At 65.3% G+C, this 15,603-nt stretch carries 14 protein-coding genes; 3 read left to right on the top strand and 11 right to left on the bottom strand.

Annotated features, from left to right (window positions below; all coding sequences use genetic code 11):
• Positions 1 to 16 precede the first annotated feature (16 nt).
• Together G9Q80_RS18445 and acnA are read right to left on the bottom strand one after the other, a co-directional pair.
• On the bottom strand, positions 17 to 976 hold the full coding sequence (locus tag G9Q80_RS18445) for a Hint domain-containing protein (RefSeq protein ID WP_232788140.1): 960 nt from the start codon (positions 974 to 976) through the stop codon (positions 17 to 19).
• A gap of 350 nt (positions 977 to 1,326) precedes the next feature.
• A complete protein-coding gene (gene acnA, locus G9Q80_RS18440) occupies positions 1,327 to 4,086 on the bottom strand; it encodes an aconitate hydratase AcnA (RefSeq protein WP_088714098.1) in 2,760 nt (919 codons plus the stop codon).
• A gap of 319 nt (positions 4,087 to 4,405) precedes the next feature.
• Between acnA and G9Q80_RS18435 the strand changes: the two genes are divergently transcribed.
• Positions 4,406 to 5,101, top strand: a complete 696-nt coding sequence (locus G9Q80_RS18435) for a DUF1223 domain-containing protein (protein WP_043143285.1) — start codon at positions 4,406 to 4,408, stop codon at positions 5,099 to 5,101.
• On the opposite strand, the gene G9Q80_RS18430 is transcribed toward G9Q80_RS18435, so the two are convergent.
• From G9Q80_RS18430 to purB, 5 genes are all read right to left on the bottom strand, one after another.
• Positions 5,071 to 6,039 carry a lysophospholipid acyltransferase family protein gene (locus G9Q80_RS18430; protein ID WP_088714097.1) on the bottom strand — a complete coding sequence of 323 codons (969 nt, stop codon included), beginning with the start codon at positions 6,037 to 6,039 and terminating at the stop codon, positions 5,071 to 5,073. The two genes, G9Q80_RS18435 and G9Q80_RS18430, sit on opposite strands and share 31 nt — an antisense overlap.
• Before the next feature lie 68 nt (positions 6,040 to 6,107).
• Entirely contained in the window at positions 6,108 to 7,160 is a 1,053-nt protein-coding gene (locus tag G9Q80_RS18425; protein ID WP_043143730.1) for a flagellar motor switch protein FliG, read from the bottom strand.
• Positions 7,161 to 7,401: 241 nt separating this feature from the next.
• On the bottom strand, positions 7,402 to 7,554 hold the full coding sequence (locus tag G9Q80_RS18420) for a hypothetical protein (RefSeq protein WP_157923531.1): 153 nt from the start codon (positions 7,552 to 7,554) through the stop codon (positions 7,402 to 7,404).
• Positions 7,555 to 7,680: 126 nt separating this feature from the next.
• Complete coding sequence (locus tag G9Q80_RS18415; RefSeq protein ID WP_088714096.1) at positions 7,681 to 8,169, bottom strand: DUF4396 domain-containing protein; 489 nt, start codon at positions 8,167 to 8,169, stop codon at positions 7,681 to 7,683.
• A 5-nt stretch (positions 8,170 to 8,174) separates the two neighbouring features.
• Positions 8,175 to 9,485 (bottom strand): adenylosuccinate lyase, encoded by a 1,311-nt coding sequence (gene purB / locus G9Q80_RS18410; RefSeq protein WP_088714095.1) that lies wholly within the window; start codon positions 9,483 to 9,485, stop codon positions 8,175 to 8,177.
• A gap of 166 nt (positions 9,486 to 9,651) precedes the next feature.
• Between purB and G9Q80_RS18405 the strand changes: the two genes are divergently transcribed.
• Together G9Q80_RS18405 and G9Q80_RS18400 are read left to right on the top strand one after the other, a co-directional pair.
• Positions 9,652 to 10,089: a DUF6314 family protein gene (locus tag G9Q80_RS18405; RefSeq protein WP_088714094.1), complete on the top strand. Its 438-nt coding sequence runs from the start codon at positions 9,652 to 9,654 to the stop codon at positions 10,087 to 10,089.
• Positions 10,090 to 10,234: 145 nt separating this feature from the next.
• Positions 10,235 to 11,536: a DUF3422 family protein gene (locus G9Q80_RS18400; protein WP_043143289.1), complete on the top strand. Its 1,302-nt coding sequence runs from the start codon at positions 10,235 to 10,237 to the stop codon at positions 11,534 to 11,536.
• Positions 11,537 to 11,732: 196 nt separating this feature from the next.
• Here G9Q80_RS18400 and G9Q80_RS18395 read toward each other — a convergent pair whose 3' ends face one another.
• The 4 genes from G9Q80_RS18395 to G9Q80_RS18380 form a co-directional block, all read right to left on the bottom strand.
• Positions 11,733 to 12,782: a YeeE/YedE family protein gene (locus G9Q80_RS18395; RefSeq protein ID WP_088714093.1), complete on the bottom strand. Its 1,050-nt coding sequence runs from the start codon at positions 12,780 to 12,782 to the stop codon at positions 11,733 to 11,735.
• 207 nt (positions 12,783 to 12,989) lie between these two features.
• Positions 12,990 to 13,520, bottom strand: coding sequence for a DUF1697 domain-containing protein (locus G9Q80_RS18390; protein ID WP_088714092.1), 531 nt, complete (start codon positions 13,518 to 13,520; stop codon positions 12,990 to 12,992).
• Between the two features lie 58 nt (positions 13,521 to 13,578).
• A complete protein-coding gene (locus tag G9Q80_RS18385; RefSeq protein WP_069208518.1) occupies positions 13,579 to 14,568 on the bottom strand; it encodes an ABC transporter permease in 990 nt (329 codons plus the stop codon).
• Entirely contained in the window at positions 14,561 to 15,568 is a 1,008-nt protein-coding gene (locus G9Q80_RS18380) for an ABC transporter permease (protein WP_043143296.1), read from the bottom strand. The genes G9Q80_RS18385 and G9Q80_RS18380 overlap by 8 nt, the downstream gene beginning before the upstream one ends.
• Positions 15,569 to 15,603 lie beyond the last annotated feature (35 nt).

The following is a 15,603-nucleotide window of genomic DNA, read 5'->3' as shown; positions in this document are numbered from 1 at the left end:
GAACAGTCCGACCCGGTCAGGCACTGCGTGCAGTAGCCGCAAGCCCGGCCGCGTGGTCTATCCCGAGTTGGCGCCGGATGTCCTCCGGGAGCAACCGCGCGCAGGAAATGCGCGGGCGGTGCATCTCGGGGATGATCCGCTCACAACCATAGAGGTCCAGGTATTCGTCGAAATTGTCGAAGGCGCGGCGGTCACGGTAGTCAATGAAGGTCTCGGACGGCGCGCCATTGGCGAGGATCACGTCGTGGTCTTCGGTTTCAACGTGGTAGACGGTGAATGTCTCCGGTAGCTCGGCCATCGGGACAAAATCGATGCTTGATCCATTTACCAGCGCTGAGGCGTTGATCACCAGACGATCAAGGATCATGCCGTGGTCTGCCGTCACGGTCAGGTCGTGATGCGGCAGTCCGTTGCCCAAAGCGCCGGCCTTGATGCGCACAGGTGCGGCGGCCGCACCCGAGAAGAACGGCAAACGGGTCTGTCGTCCGATCCACTTGACCGGCACCGCGCGGCCCTCTGCCGTGGTCACAAGGTCGCCGGCGCGCAGCGCTTCTACCGCGGTTTCTCCGTCAGGGGTGGCGATCAGCGTGCCCTCGGCAAAGCAGGTGGGAAAATCGTCCGTGGAGCGCGAGGCGTAGACAATCGGTTGCGGGAAATTGAAGTCCGAGACAGAGAGGTAGTCCGGAACAACGATCAGCACCTGAATGATGTTCGGATCCGTGAAACTGGCCGCACCTTGTACCAGGGCCAGTTCCATCGTGCCGCCTCCGACCATGTCCACGTTTATGGTGCCCAAATAGGGCAGTTGCTCGCCCGCGACCGTGGCGACGATTTCGTTCTCCGAAAAGACCATGTCGCCCGCACCATTCCCGTCGTCGAAGGTGAAGTTTTGCACCGTGGTCCCCTCGAAGAACGTGACGGTGTTCGTGGTATTCACCTGGTAAGACGCGTAGCCTGAAATCTCGTAAGTTGCCATGTGGCACCTTTTTTTGCCTGGGGTCATCGCAATAGTTGCGCGCAGACCGGTTGAAATGGAATGCTTGCAAAGCTGATCGGCCAATGTCGACCGGCTGACCAAATATCTGCGGAGAGGTGTGACTTATGCAACTGACGATGCTGAGTCATGGGCAAAGCCAGGTGGTCCATTCGCCCGAAAAGACACGTCCAAGTGGGGCATCCCAACGGTGTCCCGCCAAGCTTGGAGCGGTGGCGGGACACCTTGCTGCAGAGGTGGCCGTGGCATGATCGTCTGCGCATAGAAAAAGGCCCCCGTATCAAACTTCGGGGGCCTTTCATGAGGTGGTTAGATGTGGACCGGAGGGGGCGTTACTCCGCCGCCACCGGCGCCTGTGCGAGGTTGCGCAGCACGTAGTGCAGCACGCCGCCGTGTTCGATGTATTCCACCTCGATGGCGGTATCGATCCGGCATTTCAGCGTGATCTCCTTAGTCGACCCATCCGCGTAGGTGATGGTGCAGGGCACTTCCTGCAGCGGCTGCACGGTGTCGAGGCCCGAGATCGAAATGCTCTCGTCGCCCTTCAGGCCCAGAGATTTGCGGGTGTCGCCGCCGGTGAACTCGAAGGGGATGACGCCCATGCCGACCAGGTTCGAGCGGTGGATGCGCTCGAAGCTCTCGGCGATCACCGCCTTCACGCCCAGGAGCGCCGTGCCCTTGGCCGCCCAGTCACGCGACGAGCCGGCGCCGTACTGTTCGCCGCCGAAGATCACCAGCGGGGTGCCGGCGTCCTTGTAGGCCATCGCGGCATCGTAGATCGAGGTCTGGTTGCCGTCGGGGCCCTTGGTATAGCCGCCCTCGACGCCGTCCAGCATCTCGTTCTTGATGCGGATGTTGGCGAAGGTGCCACGCATCATCACCTCGTGGTTGCCGCGACGCGACCCGTACGAGTTGAACTCGCGCACCGGAACCTGGCGCTCGACCAGGTACTGACCGGCGGGGGTAGTGTCCTTGAACGACCCCGCCGGAGAGATGTGGTCGGTGGTGATCATGTCACCCAGCAAGGCCAGGACGCGCGCGCCCTCGATGTTGGTGATTGCGCCCTTCTCCTTGCCCATTCCCTGGAAGTAGGGCGGGTTCTGGATGTAGGTCGAGGTTGCCGGCCAGTCATAGGTTTCCTGCTGCGGAACCTCGACGCCCTGCCACTTCTCGTCCCCCTTGAAGACATCGGCGTATTTGGACTGGAACGCCTCGCGGGTCACGGTCTGCTCGACCAGTTCGGCCACTTCCTGCGTGGTCGGCCAGATGTCTTTCAGGTAGACGTCCTTGCCGTCCGGCGTCTGGCCGATCGGTTCACTGGTGATGTCGATGTTCATGTCACCGGCCAGCGCGTAGACTACGACTAGCGGCGGCGACGCGAGGTAGTTGGCGCGCACGTCGGGCGAAATCCGGCCCTCGAAGTTGCGGTTGCCCGACAGGACCGAAGTCGCGATCAGGTCATTCTCGTTGATCGCCTTCGAGATTTCCGGCTGCAGCGGGCCGGAGTTGCCGATGCAGGTGGTGCAGCCATAACCGACGAGGTTGAAGCCGACCTTGTCCAGGTCCTCCTGCAGGCCTGCAGCCTCCAGGTAGGCCGAGACGACCTGCGAGCCGGGCGCCAGCGAGGTCTTGACCCAGGGCTTGCGGGTCAGGCCAAGGGCCGCGGCCTTGCGGGCCACGAGGCCTGCGCCGATCATCACATAGGGGTTCGAGGTGTTGGTGCAGGAGGTGATCGAGGCGATCACGACCGACCCGTCGCGCAGCTCATAGTCCTCACCCTCGACCTTGGCGGTCTTGTGGATGTTGACCGGCTTGGTCGCGGCGGGGCCTTCGGCGGCCATGTCTTTGGCGTCGCCCGAGATGTCGATGCCGCGGAAATCTGCCACGACCTTTTCAAAGGCCGGCGCGGCTGCGGTCAGGGCAACGTAGTCCTGCGGACGCTTGGGGCCGGAGATGGCCGGCACGATGGTGCCCATGTCCAGTTCCAGCGTGTCGGTGTAGACCGGCGCGTAATCCGCGTCGCGCCACATGCCGTTCGCCTTGGCATAGGCCTCGACCAGCGCGATGCGGTCCTCGTCGCGGCCGGTGTTGCGCAGGTAGCGCAGGGTTTCGCCGTCGATCGGGAAGAAGCCGCAGGTTGCGCCGTACTCGGGCGCCATGTTGGCGATGGTGGCACGGTCCGCCAACGGCAGCTTGTCCAGGCCTTCGCCGTAGAATTCCACGAACTTGCCGACCACGCCCTTGGCGCGCAGCATTTCCACGACCTTCAGGACGAGGTCGGTGCCGGTGGTGCCTTCCAACATCGCGCCGGTCAGCTTGAAGCCGACGACCTCGGGGATCAGCATGGAAATCGGCTGACCCAGCATCGCGGCCTCGGCCTCGATGCCGCCCACGCCCCAGCCCAGAACGGCGGCGCCGTTGACCATCGTGGTGTGGCTGTCGGTGCCGACCAGCGTGTCGGGGTAGGCCACGGTTTCGCCGTTCTGGTCCTCGTCGGTCCAGACGGTCTGGCTGAGGTATTCCAGGTTCACCTGGTGGCAGATGCCGGTGCCCGGGGGAACGACGCGGAAGTTGTTGAACGCGGTCTGGCCCCATTTCAGGAACGTGTAACGCTCCATGTTGCGCTCGTACTCGCGGTCCACGTTCATCTGGAAGGCGCGCGGGTTGCCGAATTCGTCGATCATGACCGAGTGGTCGATGACCAGGTCGACGGGGTTCAGCGGGTTGATCTTCTGCGCGTCGCCGCCGAGGGCCTTGATGCCGTCACGCATGGCGGCCAGGTCGACCACGGCGGGAACGCCGGTAAAGTCCTGCATCAGAACGCGCGCCGGGCGGTAGGCCAGTTCACGGTCGCCCTTGCCGCCGTTCGCGGCCCAGTCGCTGAACGCCTTGATGTCGTCCTGGGTGACGGTCTTGCCGTCCTCGAACCGCAGCATGTTCTCCAGCACCACCTTCAGCGCGGCGGGCAGTTTCGAGAAATCGCCAAGGCCCGCGGCCTCGGCCGCCGGGATCGAGTAATAGGCGACGGTCTTGCCGCCGGCTTCGAGCGTCTTGCGCGTGCCCGCGCTGTCATGGCCTACGGTGATGGTCATGGGCAATGCCTCCGATGGGGTGACGAGAATGTTCCTTGCGCCCCTCTTGCCGAAAGCGGGGGACTCAATCAAGGGGGGTGCGTCGTTTTTGTATACCGTTGCACACAATTTTGCCCGGCAGGGTGGTGGAACCGGTGCCGCTCGCTCTTGCCGCCGTGCAAACCGGCACACTGCCTGCCTCCTCATCGCCCCGGGTTCGCGGACGCGCTGTGCGCGATCGGGGCAAAACCTGTCACGCAATCTCCCAAAACCTTGATTGGCGTTCGAGAACGCGCTTGGGTAGACCCGGACGGGGGAACGAGACAAGGGCAAGGCATTCATGCACAGGTTTGCAGGTATGGTGGCGGCGGGCTGGATCGCGCTGGCAGGGGCGGTCAGCGCCCAGGACAATCCGGTCGTGGTCGAGCTTTTCACCTCGCAGGGCTGTTCCTCCTGTCCCCCGGCGGACGCCATCCTGGCCGAGCTGAGCGACCGCGACGACGTGATCCCGCTGGCGCTGCATGTCGACTACTGGGACTACATCGGCTGGAAGGATGCCTTTGCGCAGCACGCCTTTACCCAGCGGCAAAAGGCCTATGCCCGGACCGGCGGCTGGAAGATGATCTATACCCCGCAGATGGTCGTCAACGGCCAGGACGATGTTGTCGGCTCACGCCCGATGAAACTGTCCAAGCTGATCCGCAAACATGCCGAACAGCCGGCCCATGCGCGCCTCACGGTCACCCGTGACGGCGATGCCATCGTCATTCACGCCGAGGCGCTGCAAGCGATGCGGCCCTGTGACGTGCACGTCGTGCGCTATGATCCGGCCAAGGAAATCACCATCACCCGGGGCGAGAACGCGGGCCATACGCTGACCTATACCAACATCGCCCGCCGCTGGGACGTGGTGGGCCGTTGGGACGGGCAGGGGCCCTACGAAGGGCGCGTGACCGTCGGCGCTGATACGCCCGTGGTCGTGCTGGTGCAGGACCCGAAAGATGGTCACATCGTGGCGGCGGCTCGCTTGCGCTGACGTTTCATCTGGCGCTTGGGTTTCCAGCGCCGGTGGGTCCACATCCATTGCCCCGGATCGTCCTTGATCCGTGCCTCCAGCCGCCGTGTCGCCTCGCGCATCATCTCGACCGGATCACCATGTTCGATCGGCTCTTCGAGGATGGTGTCAAAGCCGTAGCGATCGGCGCGGCGGATGCCGAAATAGGGGATCAGCAGCGCCCCGGTCTTGAGCGCGATATCCGCCGGGGATGTCACGGTTGGCGCCGGTTGGCCGAGGAAGTCGATGGGCACGCCGGAGCCGTCGAAGACGTCAAAGACCATCGCCAGCACGCCGCCGCCGCGCACATGGCGCAACAATGCCTTCAACCCGCCGGGCCCCTGCACGAAAACCGGCTCTGCCACGTCGCGATAATTCTGGACGTAGCGTGCGTTGGAATAGGGGTTCGACATGGCCCGCAACAGCCCGCCCACCTCGTAGCCGCGCGCCACCAGCGCGCAGCGGGCACAGATCGGGTTGCCGTAGTGCCCCGAAAGCAGCAGGACCGACCGCCCCTCGGCCCGCGCCTGTTCGAAGGCGGCCAGGCCGGGGCCGCCCACCGGGTAGGCGGCGCCCCGTTGCAGCATCTCGGCCGGGTCGTAATTCTCGATGAAGGCGCGGGCGAGGTTGTCGATCGCCGCATCGGCGATGCGGCGCTTTTCCTCGGGCGGCGTTCCGGGCCATACGTGGTCGATATTGGCCTCGACCCGGTCGTAATATCCCAGCGCCGGGGCCACTGCGCGGCGCACGATCCAGCTGGCCAGGTTCAGCCGCTGCCGCACCGGCAACAGGCGCAGAGCGCCGACAAAGAGGTTCAACCCGATGTCGGACAGGCGGTCCTGCCAGGTGCCGCGCGCGACCTCTGGTTTCGCCTCGGGTTTGCCCGCCTTCCGCGTGTTTGCCGTGTCCTTGCCGCTCACCGGGGCCCCCTCGTACAGATCGCCCCCGTTCTATGCAGGGCGATGCCGGGCGGCAAGGGGCGGGGGCATCACTCTTCGTCGGGGGTCACAAGCTCGATCTCGCCCACCGAGACCAGGTCGCGGATCGCGCTGACCACCGCCGCCATCGCCTTTTCGCCGACCTTGGCCTTGACCTCGCCCAGGCCAGAGGCCTCTTCGCGCAGGTTCTCGCCCAGGCGCTTGGACATGTTGGCATAGAGGAATTCGACCGCCTTCATCTCTTCGGGGGTGCCCTGGTTCGCGGCGGCCAGCGCCAGCGCCATCGTGTCCGGCGGCACGTCGCGGGTGATCTTGGGCACGTCCATCGGGTTCAGCCGCTCCGGGATGTTGGCAAAGGTAAAGATCGCCTTGCGCACCGCCTCGGCAAAGGCCGCGTCCTCCTGTTCGAGGTTCTGCAGCAATTCCTCGCGCACGGCGGTGTTGGAATAGTTAAGGATCGCGCCCAGCCGTTCGTCGGGCCGGGCCTTGAAGGCCTTGGGCGGTTCGGCGTCGATCTGCGCCGCCAGGCTGAGGCCGATCCGGTCCACCGCGTCGGGTGTCACGCCCGTGGTCATCGACACCGCGTAGGAGATCCGCCGCGCCTTGTCACCGGGCAGTTTCGCCAGCACCTGCGCTGCCTTGCCGACGGCGATCTTGGACATCATGACGGCGGCGATTTCGATGCTTTCAGACATCACCAGAGTCTTGATCTGGTCCACGTCCAGCGCGTTGATCCGTGCCCAGGGATCGCCGGTCTGGCGCACCCCTGCCTCCTTGCGCAGACGCATGGCGGTATGCGGGTTGATCTTGCCATCCAGCGCGTTCAGCGCACCGGCCATGTCGCCCGGAAAGGCCAGGCCAACCGATTCGAGCTCGTTCGAGAACTCTTCGACCACGGCGTTCAGCGTCTCGCGGTCGACGTAGCGCATGTTGCCCAGGAGCATCGTCAATTCGGCCTGGTATTCGTCCGGCAGTGCGGCCAGAGGCACATCCGCGCCTTCGTTCAGCAGGAATTGCACGATGATGGCGGCCTTGGCCTTGCGGCTGAGACGGGGCTTGCCACCGGGGGCGGATGGGGCAGGCAGGGCAGCGAGTGCGGACATCCGGTTCTTTCCGACCATGTTGTTGGGCTTTGGCCAAGGGGTAACGCCACAAGGTTTCCGGCCCGTTAAGCCCGATGCCGGAAACCGCCCCGGGAAACACCTGCACTTGTTGGTAAATTTCCGGGCCCGTTAAGGGATCATAAAGACGCGGCAGGGCAGAACCGAGGGGGCGAAACGAAACGGGCAGCCCGATGGGCCGCCCGCGAAAGTCCTGTCCGGCACCCTGTGGCGCCTCTGGCCGTCAGCTGGCGATCACCACGCAGCTGTGGCTTTCCTGGTCGTAGGTCATGCCGTCGGCACAGCTCATGGCCTGCTTGGTATGGGCCGGGCAAGCCATCGAAAGCGCCGGTGCCACGATAAGGGCCGTCGCGGCGAAGATCATCTTCAGCTTCATCTTCATGGTCCTCCTGTATGCGTGTATCCGAAAGGGTAGCACGCAAGGGGCGGCTGGCAAAAACAAACTTGCCCTGCGGGGCCATGCCCGCGCAACATCCCGAAAACCTGCCCGGTTTCGGCGCGCTCAGTGATCGTGTTTCGCGATCCCGCGGCCGATCATGACATAGTTGACCGGAAGCGTGGCCACAAAGCCTATTGGGATGGCAATGGCCATCGACAGCCAGAAGGCCGTGCTCCAGACCGTGCCGGAGGTCATGCCGCCCATGAGATAGTCGACGGCGTTCATCACCGTTTCCATCGTCAGGATCGAGACCGTCTCGCCCAGCCAGACCATGCCAAGCGCGGCTCCCAGTCCGACCCCCAGTCGCCGCGCCAGCGGGACAGAGGCCAATGTCAGGCCAAAGAGCAGCGCCAGGGAGGTGGTCAGGGCGATGATCGGCCAGGGACCCAGCCCCAGCGACACACCGATCATCAGCCCCAGAACTTCGCCGCTGACGCAGCCGGTGGCACAATGGACCGTCGCCCAGAAGGCGGCGGGCCATGTGGCGTGGGTGTCATGCGTGTCGTCCTGCGCATCCCCGTGATGCGCAGGGGTATGCTCTTGGTGTTCCATACCCCTCAGGTAGGGTCGCCGAACACCCTTTCAAAGATCGTGTCGACATGCTTGGTGTGATAGCCAAGGTCGAATTTCTCGTTGATCTCTTCCTCGGAGAGCGCGGCGCGCACCTCTTCGTCGGCCAGCAACTCCTCGCGGAAGTCGGTCCGGTGATCCCAGACCTTCATCGCGTTGCGCTGCACAAGGCGATAGGCGTCCTCGCGGCTGACACCGGCCTGGGTCAGCGCCAGAAGCACCCGCTGCGACATGACGAGGCCGGGGAACTTGTTCATGTTGTCCAGCATGTTCCGCGGGTAGACCAGCAGCTTGTCGATGACACCGGTCAGGCGGTGCAGGGCGAAATCCAGCGTGATCGTGGTGTCGGGGCCGATGTTCCGCTCCACCGACGAATGCGAGATGTCGCGCTCGTGCCAGAGCGCCACGTTCTCCATCGCAGGGATCACCGCCATGCGCACCAGCCGGGCAAGGCCGGTCAGGTTCTCGGTCAGCACCGGATTCTTCTTGTGCGGCATCGCGGACGAGCCCTTTTGCCCCATCGAGAAGAACTCGGCCGCCTCCAGCACCTCGGTCCGCTGCATGTGGCGGATCTCGATGGCGACGTTCTCGATGCTGCTGGCGATCACGCCCAGCGTGGCGAAAAAGGCCGCGTGGCGGTCGCGCGGAATGACCTGGGTGCTGATCGGCTCGGGGACCAGGCCCATCTGGTCGCAGACGTGCTCTTCGACCGCCGGGTCGATGTTGGCAAAGGTGCCGACGGCGCCGGAGATGGCACCGGTGGCGATCTCGGCCCGCGCGTCGCGCATCCGGCTCAGGTTGCGGTCCATCTCGGCGTAGAAGCGGGCAAAGGTCAGGCCCATCGTCGTCGGTTCGGCGTGGATGCCGTGCGACCGCCCGATGCGCACCGTGTCCTTGTGCTCGTAGGCGCGTTTCTTCAGCGCCGCCAGCAGGCCTTCGAGATCCTTGATCAGGATGTCGCTGGCGCGCACCAGCTGCACGTTGAAACAGGTGTCCAGCACGTCCGACGAGGTCATGCCCTGGTGGACGAAGCGCGCCTCGTCGCTGCCCACGTGCTCGGCCAGGTGGGTCAGGAAGGCGATGACGTCATGCTTGGTCTCGCGCTCGATCTCGTCGATGCGGTCGATGTCGAACGTGACATCCTTGGCCTTCCAGACGGCCTCGGCGTTTTCTTTCGGGATCACGCCCAGGTTGGCCTGTGCGTCGCAGGCATGGGCCTCGATCTCGTACCAGATGCGGAACTTGGTTTCGGGGCTCCAGATGGCGACCATCTCGGGACGGGAATAGCGGGGGATCATGGCGGACCTCTCGGCTGGGGCTGCGACGTTGGGGTGCCATACGCCGCCGGGAATGTATCGGCAATAGGGGGGCGGGCGCGCCGCGACGATAGGGAACAGGGCGGCTGTGGCTTTCCCCGGGGCGGTGCCGCGTGTTAGCACTCTGGAATCCGGCGGGGACGGCAAGATGACAGGGCAATCAGGCACGGTGGTGGCGCGGGACCTCGGGGCATTCCTCGGCGACTGGCAGGTCAGCCGGCAGATCCGGCAGGACGATGGCGCCCGGGGCCGGTTCGAGGGCACGGCCCGCTGGCAGGCCGATGGCACCGGTGCGATCTATTGTGAACGCGGGCAGGTCTGGCTGGGCGGGCAGGGGCCCTTCGTGGCAGAGCGCAGCTATCGCTGGGACGCCGACCTGACCGTCTACTTCGAGGATGGCCGCCTGTTCCACCAGGTGCCGGCCCAGGGTGGCGCGGTCGCGCATTGGTGTCCGCCGGATCAATACGATGGGCACTATGATTTCTCGGACTGGCCGCGCTGGTCGCTGCGCTGGCGTGTCTCCGGCCCGCGCAAGGCCTACCAGAGCCTGACCCGCTACACGCTGCCAGGGGGATCGGGGTCATGAGAGGCCGTGTCTATGGCACGACCCGCTTGCCGCAACGGAAATGTATACGGTCGCATTCATATAAGGCACTGAAAAGGCGCCGTTTATCCTCTTTACTTTGCACCTGCAGCAATTCATGTTGCGCCCGATAACCGGAGTCCACCCCATGCCGCCCATCCAGGACCATCCGCTGCGCTTCAAGCTGGCCAACGAGTTGCACGCGCGCCCTTTTCCCTCGCTCACGGCGCCGTGCCGGGCGATCTACCTGGCGATCAAGCAGCCCAAGGACGCCGCCGCCCGGGACCGGGGCGCGGACCTGGCGCATCTGATCGACCTGCTCGACCGGCACGAGACCCCGCATCCCCAGCCCGGCGCCACGCATTACCAGGGCCGGATCGGGCAATTCATGCTGAAATGGGAACAGCATACGGAATTCGTGACCTACACGGTCTTCATGCCGGGGCTGGGCGATCGCGCCTTCGATCCGGCGGATTTCGATGTCTTCCCGCCGGACTGGCTGGCCCGCGCGCCGGGCGTGCGTGTGACATCTGCCATGCTGCGCATCGACGAACGCCCCGCCGACGACACCGCCATCAGCCGCCAGTTGCACGACTGGCTGGTGCCCGAAAGCGTGGCGGTCAGCGAGGTGATCGACGGCGACGCGGTGATTGCGGGTGATTTCCGAATCGATCCGGCGGGGCACCAGCGCTTTGCCATCTTCGTCCGCGAGGGCATCGGCCAGCGCCGGGTGGGGCGCATCGTGCAACGGCTCTGCGAGATCGAGACCTACAAGGCCATGTCGATGCTGGGCTTTACCCGCGTCCGCGAGATCTCGCCCCGGCTGGGCGAGATCGACACCGAGCTGACCCGGCTGATGCAGATCATGACCGACGAGGACGGCCAGGAGGAAGGCACGCTCAAGGCGCTGCTCAAGGTATCGGCCCAGCTGGAAAGCCTGTCGGCGCGCATGTCCTTCCGGCTGGGCGCGACCGGCGCCTACGAGGCCATCGTGGGCCAGAGGATCGAGGTGCTGCGCGAGGAACGGTTCCAGGGCCGGCAGACCTTTTCCGAGTTCATGATGCGCCGCTATGACCCGGCCATGCGCACGGTGAAAAGCGCCGAGCGCCGGTTGGAAAGCATGACCAACCGGGCCACCCGCGCCGCCGACCTGCTGCGCACCCGGGTCGAGGTGGGACGTTCGGCGCAGAACCAGCAACTGCTGGAAAGCATGGACAAGCGCGCCGAGCTGCAGCTGCAATTGCAGAAGACGGTCGAGGGGCTGTCGGTGGTGGCGATCAGTTACTACGCGGTCTCTTTGGCGGGATACCTGATGTACCCGGTGGCGGACTTGCTGGGGATCAGCAAGGGCATGATGACCGCGATCCTGACGCTGCCGGTGGTGGCGGTGGTCTGGCTGATGATCCGCCGCATCCGGCATCACATGGAGGATGGCGGGCCGGATCTGTAGGCGGGCCGCCGGGACGGGACTGTTTGCGGCTTTGCCGCAAAGGCGCCCGCCCGCCGACCCTTGGGACAGGCTGCGCCTGTTGGTCCGCTTCCGGAGTCACCAGGGAACAGGCTGAGCCCCTGTCCATGTGGCTGCTGGCACAAACCAGAACGGCCCCGGAAGTCTCCGGAGCCGTTCGGTTTGGGTCAATGAAGGGTTATTCCGCCGGTTGCAGCGCGCCGCGCGGGGCGGCGGAGAGCAGGGCATTGGTCACCAGCCCGCCCACTGTGATTGCGCCCAGGGCAGCCAATGCGGCGACTGAGAGGGTCGGCACGCCCGAGAGGCCCGCGCCCACGGTGCAGCCGCCGGCCAGGACACCGCCCACCCCCATCAGCGAGGCACCGGCCAGGTAGCGGCCGGTCTCTGCCGGGGAGGAAAAGCTCTGCCACTGGAAGCGGCGTGCCGCCAGGGCCGAGACGAAGGCGCCCAGGAAGACGCCGCCGATCAGGCCCACGCCGAAGCCCGCCGGGATCGAGGTCGAGGCGACGGTCCAGAACAGCGTGTCCGACCAGGTGGAGGTGAAGGCGAGGCTCTGCATCGCGATGGGGTCGAAATCGTCATAGAGGATGAAACCCGTACCGACCCAGCCCAGCGGCACCAGCAGGCCGATGAGCGCACCGCCCACCAGCGCCTGCCAGCGGTTGCCCGAGCGCAGCCCGTAGGCCAGTGCCGCGGCGGCCAGCAGCGCGGTCCAGAGCGCGGCGCCACCGGGCAGGGCGGCAAGGCTGGTGGTCTCGCCCAGGGGCAGGGTGGTCTGGGCCAGGGTCGTGCGCACCGGGGCCATAACGCCCTTGAGCGTGGCATGGGCGACCACGGCGAAAACCGCCAGCACGGTCAGCGCGCGCAGGTTGCCCGAGGCGGTCAGGACCGTCAGCCGCGAGACGCAGCCGCGCGTCAGCACCATGCCCGCGCCGAAGAGCAGACCACCGACGAGGATGGCCGCCACCGGCAGGTCGCTCGCCATGAAGCGGTGGTCGCCGAAGCTGATCCAGTCCATCGCCACGGCGGCCTGGGTGCCCACCAGCGCAAAGGCCAGCGCGGTCAGCCAGACGCCAAGCGCGGCGCGCCGGTCCTCGCCGACAAGGCCACGGCGAAAGCAGAACCGCGTCCGTTCGGCCAGGAGGCCAAATGCGGCGCCGAGGATCAGCGCGAACCAGACCGCGGCCTGCGGTGCGGTGAGAGTGTCGAAACCCAGCGATTCATACATGGCAGCCTCCGGGGTGCAGGAAGTCGGGAAACAGGAATTTTGTCCCAAATGAGGGGGCGAGCGCCACAAGGCAAGCACATGATCCTTATGGGTCACCTGCGGAACCGGGACAGTTTCCCGGTTCCGCCTGTCTCGTGGGAAATCGTCATCCGGGTGCCCGCGCCGGGGCGGGCGCCTGTTCGGGGCATCGGGCCGCGCGCCGTGGGGTTATCCTTTTTTCGCCCCCGGGTGTTCTGCCAGCATCGTGCGCAGTTTTTGCACCGTGTTGAGGTTGCGCATCGTTCCCGCCCGCATCGCCGGATGGTCCAGTTTCGACCGGCCCATGCCCTGCGGATAATGGATATAGAGCACGCCGGGACCGGGGATGATCTCTTCGGTCGTCAGCCCCTTTGCCTTGGCGGCGGCGTCCTGCGGCACCGGATCGTCGCTCAGCAGAAGGCCCAGCTGTTTCGGCTCGGCACCGGCAAAGGGCAGGGCCGAGAGGACCGCGTCAAGCTGGGGTAGGTCGCGGATCATGACGCCGACCGGCTTGCCGGCGTAGGTCTCCAGTACCGCCGCCAGCCGCGCCTTGACCTCTGCCGCCGGGGCGTCATGGGCAAAGACCGCGTTGCCGCTGGCGAGCCAGGTTTGCGGATCGGTGCCGCCGATCCCTTCGATCATGGCACGCAGGTCCGCCATCGGCAGCTTGCCGGTGCCGCCGACATTCACCGCGCGCAGGAAGGCCGCATAACAGGCCATCACGAAAAAGACCGGCGGTTTGCACCGCCGGTCCCTGTGAGTGTCTTCGCGCCGGGGCTCACCGGCCCCGGATGCGCGGGTCCAGCGCGTCGCGCAGCCCGTCGCCCAGGTAGTTGACCGAGAGCACGGTCAGCGAGATGGCGATGCCGGGCAGCAGCACGCGTTCCGGGAATTCCTCCATCCGGACCACGGCGTCGGCCAGCATCTTGCCCCAGGTCGGGAAGTCCGAGGGGAAGCCGACGCCGAGGAAGGACAGGGCCGATTCCGTGATGATCGCCGTGGCCAGACCCAGCGCCGCCGAGACCATGATCGGTGACAGGACGTTGGGCAGCAGGTGGCGCCGGATGATCTTGAACTGGGTTGTCCCGATCGAGCGCGCCGCCAGCACGAACTCGCGTTCCTTGATGGCCAGGATGTCGCCCCGCACGATCCGCGCCGTGGGCATCCATGAGGTGATGGCAATCATCGTGACGATCAGGATGAACATGCCCCCCTCCGGCCCGAAGTTGGCCCTCAGTGGTTGTCGGAACAGCGTCACCGCCAACAGGAGTAGGGGCAGGATCGGCAGCGAGAGGAACAGGTCCGTCATGCGCATCAGGAACCCGTCCAGCCGTTTGAAGAAGCCCGCCGCCACGCCGACGGCGGTGCCGATCACGAGGCTGAGGATCATCGCCGCCCAGCCCACCGCCATAGAGGCGCGGCCTCCGGCGATCATCTGCGCCAGCTGGTCACGGCCCAGCTGGTCCGAGCCGAAGGGCTTGTTCCATCCGGTCCGCGCATCGGAATCCCACAGCGCGACGTAGATCGGGCGGAAGTCCTTGTTGCGGATGTCGATCTTTTGCGGATCGACCTGGTACAGCCAGGGGCCGATCAGCACCGCCAGGGTGATGAAGATCAGGAAGCCCAGGCCGAACATGGCGCCCTTGTGCTTGCGGAACTGGTCCCAGACGTCCTTGGCGCGGGACCGTGGCGGTTTCGACGGTTCCTTGTCCTGCAGGGCCTGGATGGCCTGCAATGGCTCGTCCGCGGGGGTGGTGTTGTCAGTCATAGCGGATCCTCGGGTCGAGCAGGCCGTAGAGGATGTCGGCAACAAGGTTGAAGAGCACGATCAGCACGGCAAAGATGAAGGTCAGGGTCATGACCATCGGCAGGTCGTTGGCGAAAAGCGCGGTGATCAGCAGCTGGCCGATCCCGTTCACCTTGAACACCTGTTCGGTGATGATGGCGCCGCCGAAGATGGCCGGCACCCCCAGCGCGATCACGGTCACGACCGGGATCAGCGAGTTGCGCACGACATGGACATTGACCACGATCGCCTCTGACAGGCCCTTGGCGCGGGCGGTGCGGACGTAATCCTGGTTGAGGTTGTCCAGCATCGAGGCGCGCATGTAGCGGCTCAGCTGGGCGGTGATCTGCAGCGCCAGCACCATGACCGGCATGATCATCTGGCTGAGCTGGACCTTGAAGCTGGCCCAGTCGTTCACGACATGGGTGGTGTCGTAGATCGAGGGGAACCAGCCAAGCTGGACGGAAAAGATCACGATCAGCAGCGGGCCGGTGAAGAAGGGCGGGATCGAGAAACCGATCATGGTCACGAAGGTGCCCGCCTGGTCAAAGACCGAATACTGCCTGTAGGCCGAGTAGACGCCAACCGGGATGGCGATCAGGATGGCGACGACATAGGCCGTGCCGACCACCCAGAGCGTCTGCGGAATGCGCTGGATGATGATGTCCATGACCGGCGACCGTGTCTGCCACGAGATCACGCGTTGCGCGCCCTCTGTCATGTTGGTTCCGAAGGCCCAGTCGATAAAGACCTTGGGTTCGGTCCAGAAGACCTGCACCAGCCATTTCCAATATTGCACGAGCGGCGGTTCCCCAAGCCCGAGCGCCTGTCGCATCTTTTCCTTGACCTCGGCGGGTACGGTGAGCGGCACCTGCGCCATCGGGTCGCCCGGGGCAAGCTGGAGCAGCATGAAGATGACAAAGCTGATGAAGAGAAGCGTCGGGATCGAAAGGACCAGACGTCGCGTCGCGTAGGAGAGCATCAAACGCCTCTGATTTTTGCGGCTTTGGAGCCGGG

This window comes from Mameliella sp. LZ-28 (assembly GCF_012274245.1).
GTDB classification, from domain to species: Bacteria; Pseudomonadota; Alphaproteobacteria; order Rhodobacterales; family Rhodobacteraceae; genus Antarctobacter; species Antarctobacter albus.
Note: the sequence above shows the minus strand (reverse complement) of the source record. Positions and strands in the feature narration are given on the sequence as shown.

What these genes read in the sequence shown, in the direction of transcription:
- G9Q80_RS18445 (WP_232788140.1), bottom strand. Translation starts at nt 976, where the DNA reads ATGGCAACTTACGAGATTTCAGGCTACGCGTCTTACCAGGTGAATACC.
- acnA (WP_088714098.1), bottom strand. Translation starts at nt 4,086, where the DNA reads ATGACCATCACCGTAGGCCATGACAGCGCGGGCACGCGCAAGACGCTC.
- G9Q80_RS18435 (WP_043143285.1), top strand. Translation starts at nt 4,406, where the DNA reads ATGCACAGGTTTGCAGGTATGGTGGCGGCGGGCTGGATCGCGCTGGCA.
- G9Q80_RS18425 (WP_043143730.1), bottom strand. Translation starts at nt 7,160, where the DNA reads ATGTCCGCACTCGCTGCCCTGCCTGCCCCATCCGCCCCCGGTGGCAAG.
- G9Q80_RS18420 (WP_157923531.1), bottom strand. Translation starts at nt 7,554, where the DNA reads ATGAAGCTGAAGATGATCTTCGCCGCGACGGCCCTTATCGTGGCACCG.
- G9Q80_RS18415 (WP_088714096.1), bottom strand. Translation starts at nt 8,169, where the DNA reads ATGGAACACCAAGAGCATACCCCTGCGCATCACGGGGATGCGCAGGAC.
- purB (WP_088714095.1), bottom strand. Translation starts at nt 9,485, where the DNA reads ATGATCCCCCGCTATTCCCGTCCCGAGATGGTCGCCATCTGGAGCCCC.
- G9Q80_RS18405 (WP_088714094.1), top strand. Translation starts at nt 9,652, where the DNA reads ATGACAGGGCAATCAGGCACGGTGGTGGCGCGGGACCTCGGGGCATTC.
- G9Q80_RS18400 (WP_043143289.1), top strand. Translation starts at nt 10,235, where the DNA reads ATGCCGCCCATCCAGGACCATCCGCTGCGCTTCAAGCTGGCCAACGAG.
- G9Q80_RS18395 (WP_088714093.1), bottom strand. Translation starts at nt 12,782, where the DNA reads ATGTATGAATCGCTGGGTTTCGACACTCTCACCGCACCGCAGGCCGCG.
- G9Q80_RS18390 (WP_088714092.1), bottom strand. Translation starts at nt 13,520, where the DNA reads ATGGCCTGTTATGCGGCCTTCCTGCGCGCGGTGAATGTCGGCGGCACC.
- G9Q80_RS18385 (WP_069208518.1), bottom strand. Translation starts at nt 14,568, where the DNA reads ATGACTGACAACACCACCCCCGCGGACGAGCCATTGCAGGCCATCCAG.
- G9Q80_RS18380 (WP_043143296.1), bottom strand. Translation starts at nt 15,568, where the DNA reads ATGCTCTCCTACGCGACGCGACGTCTGGTCCTTTCGATCCCGACGCTT.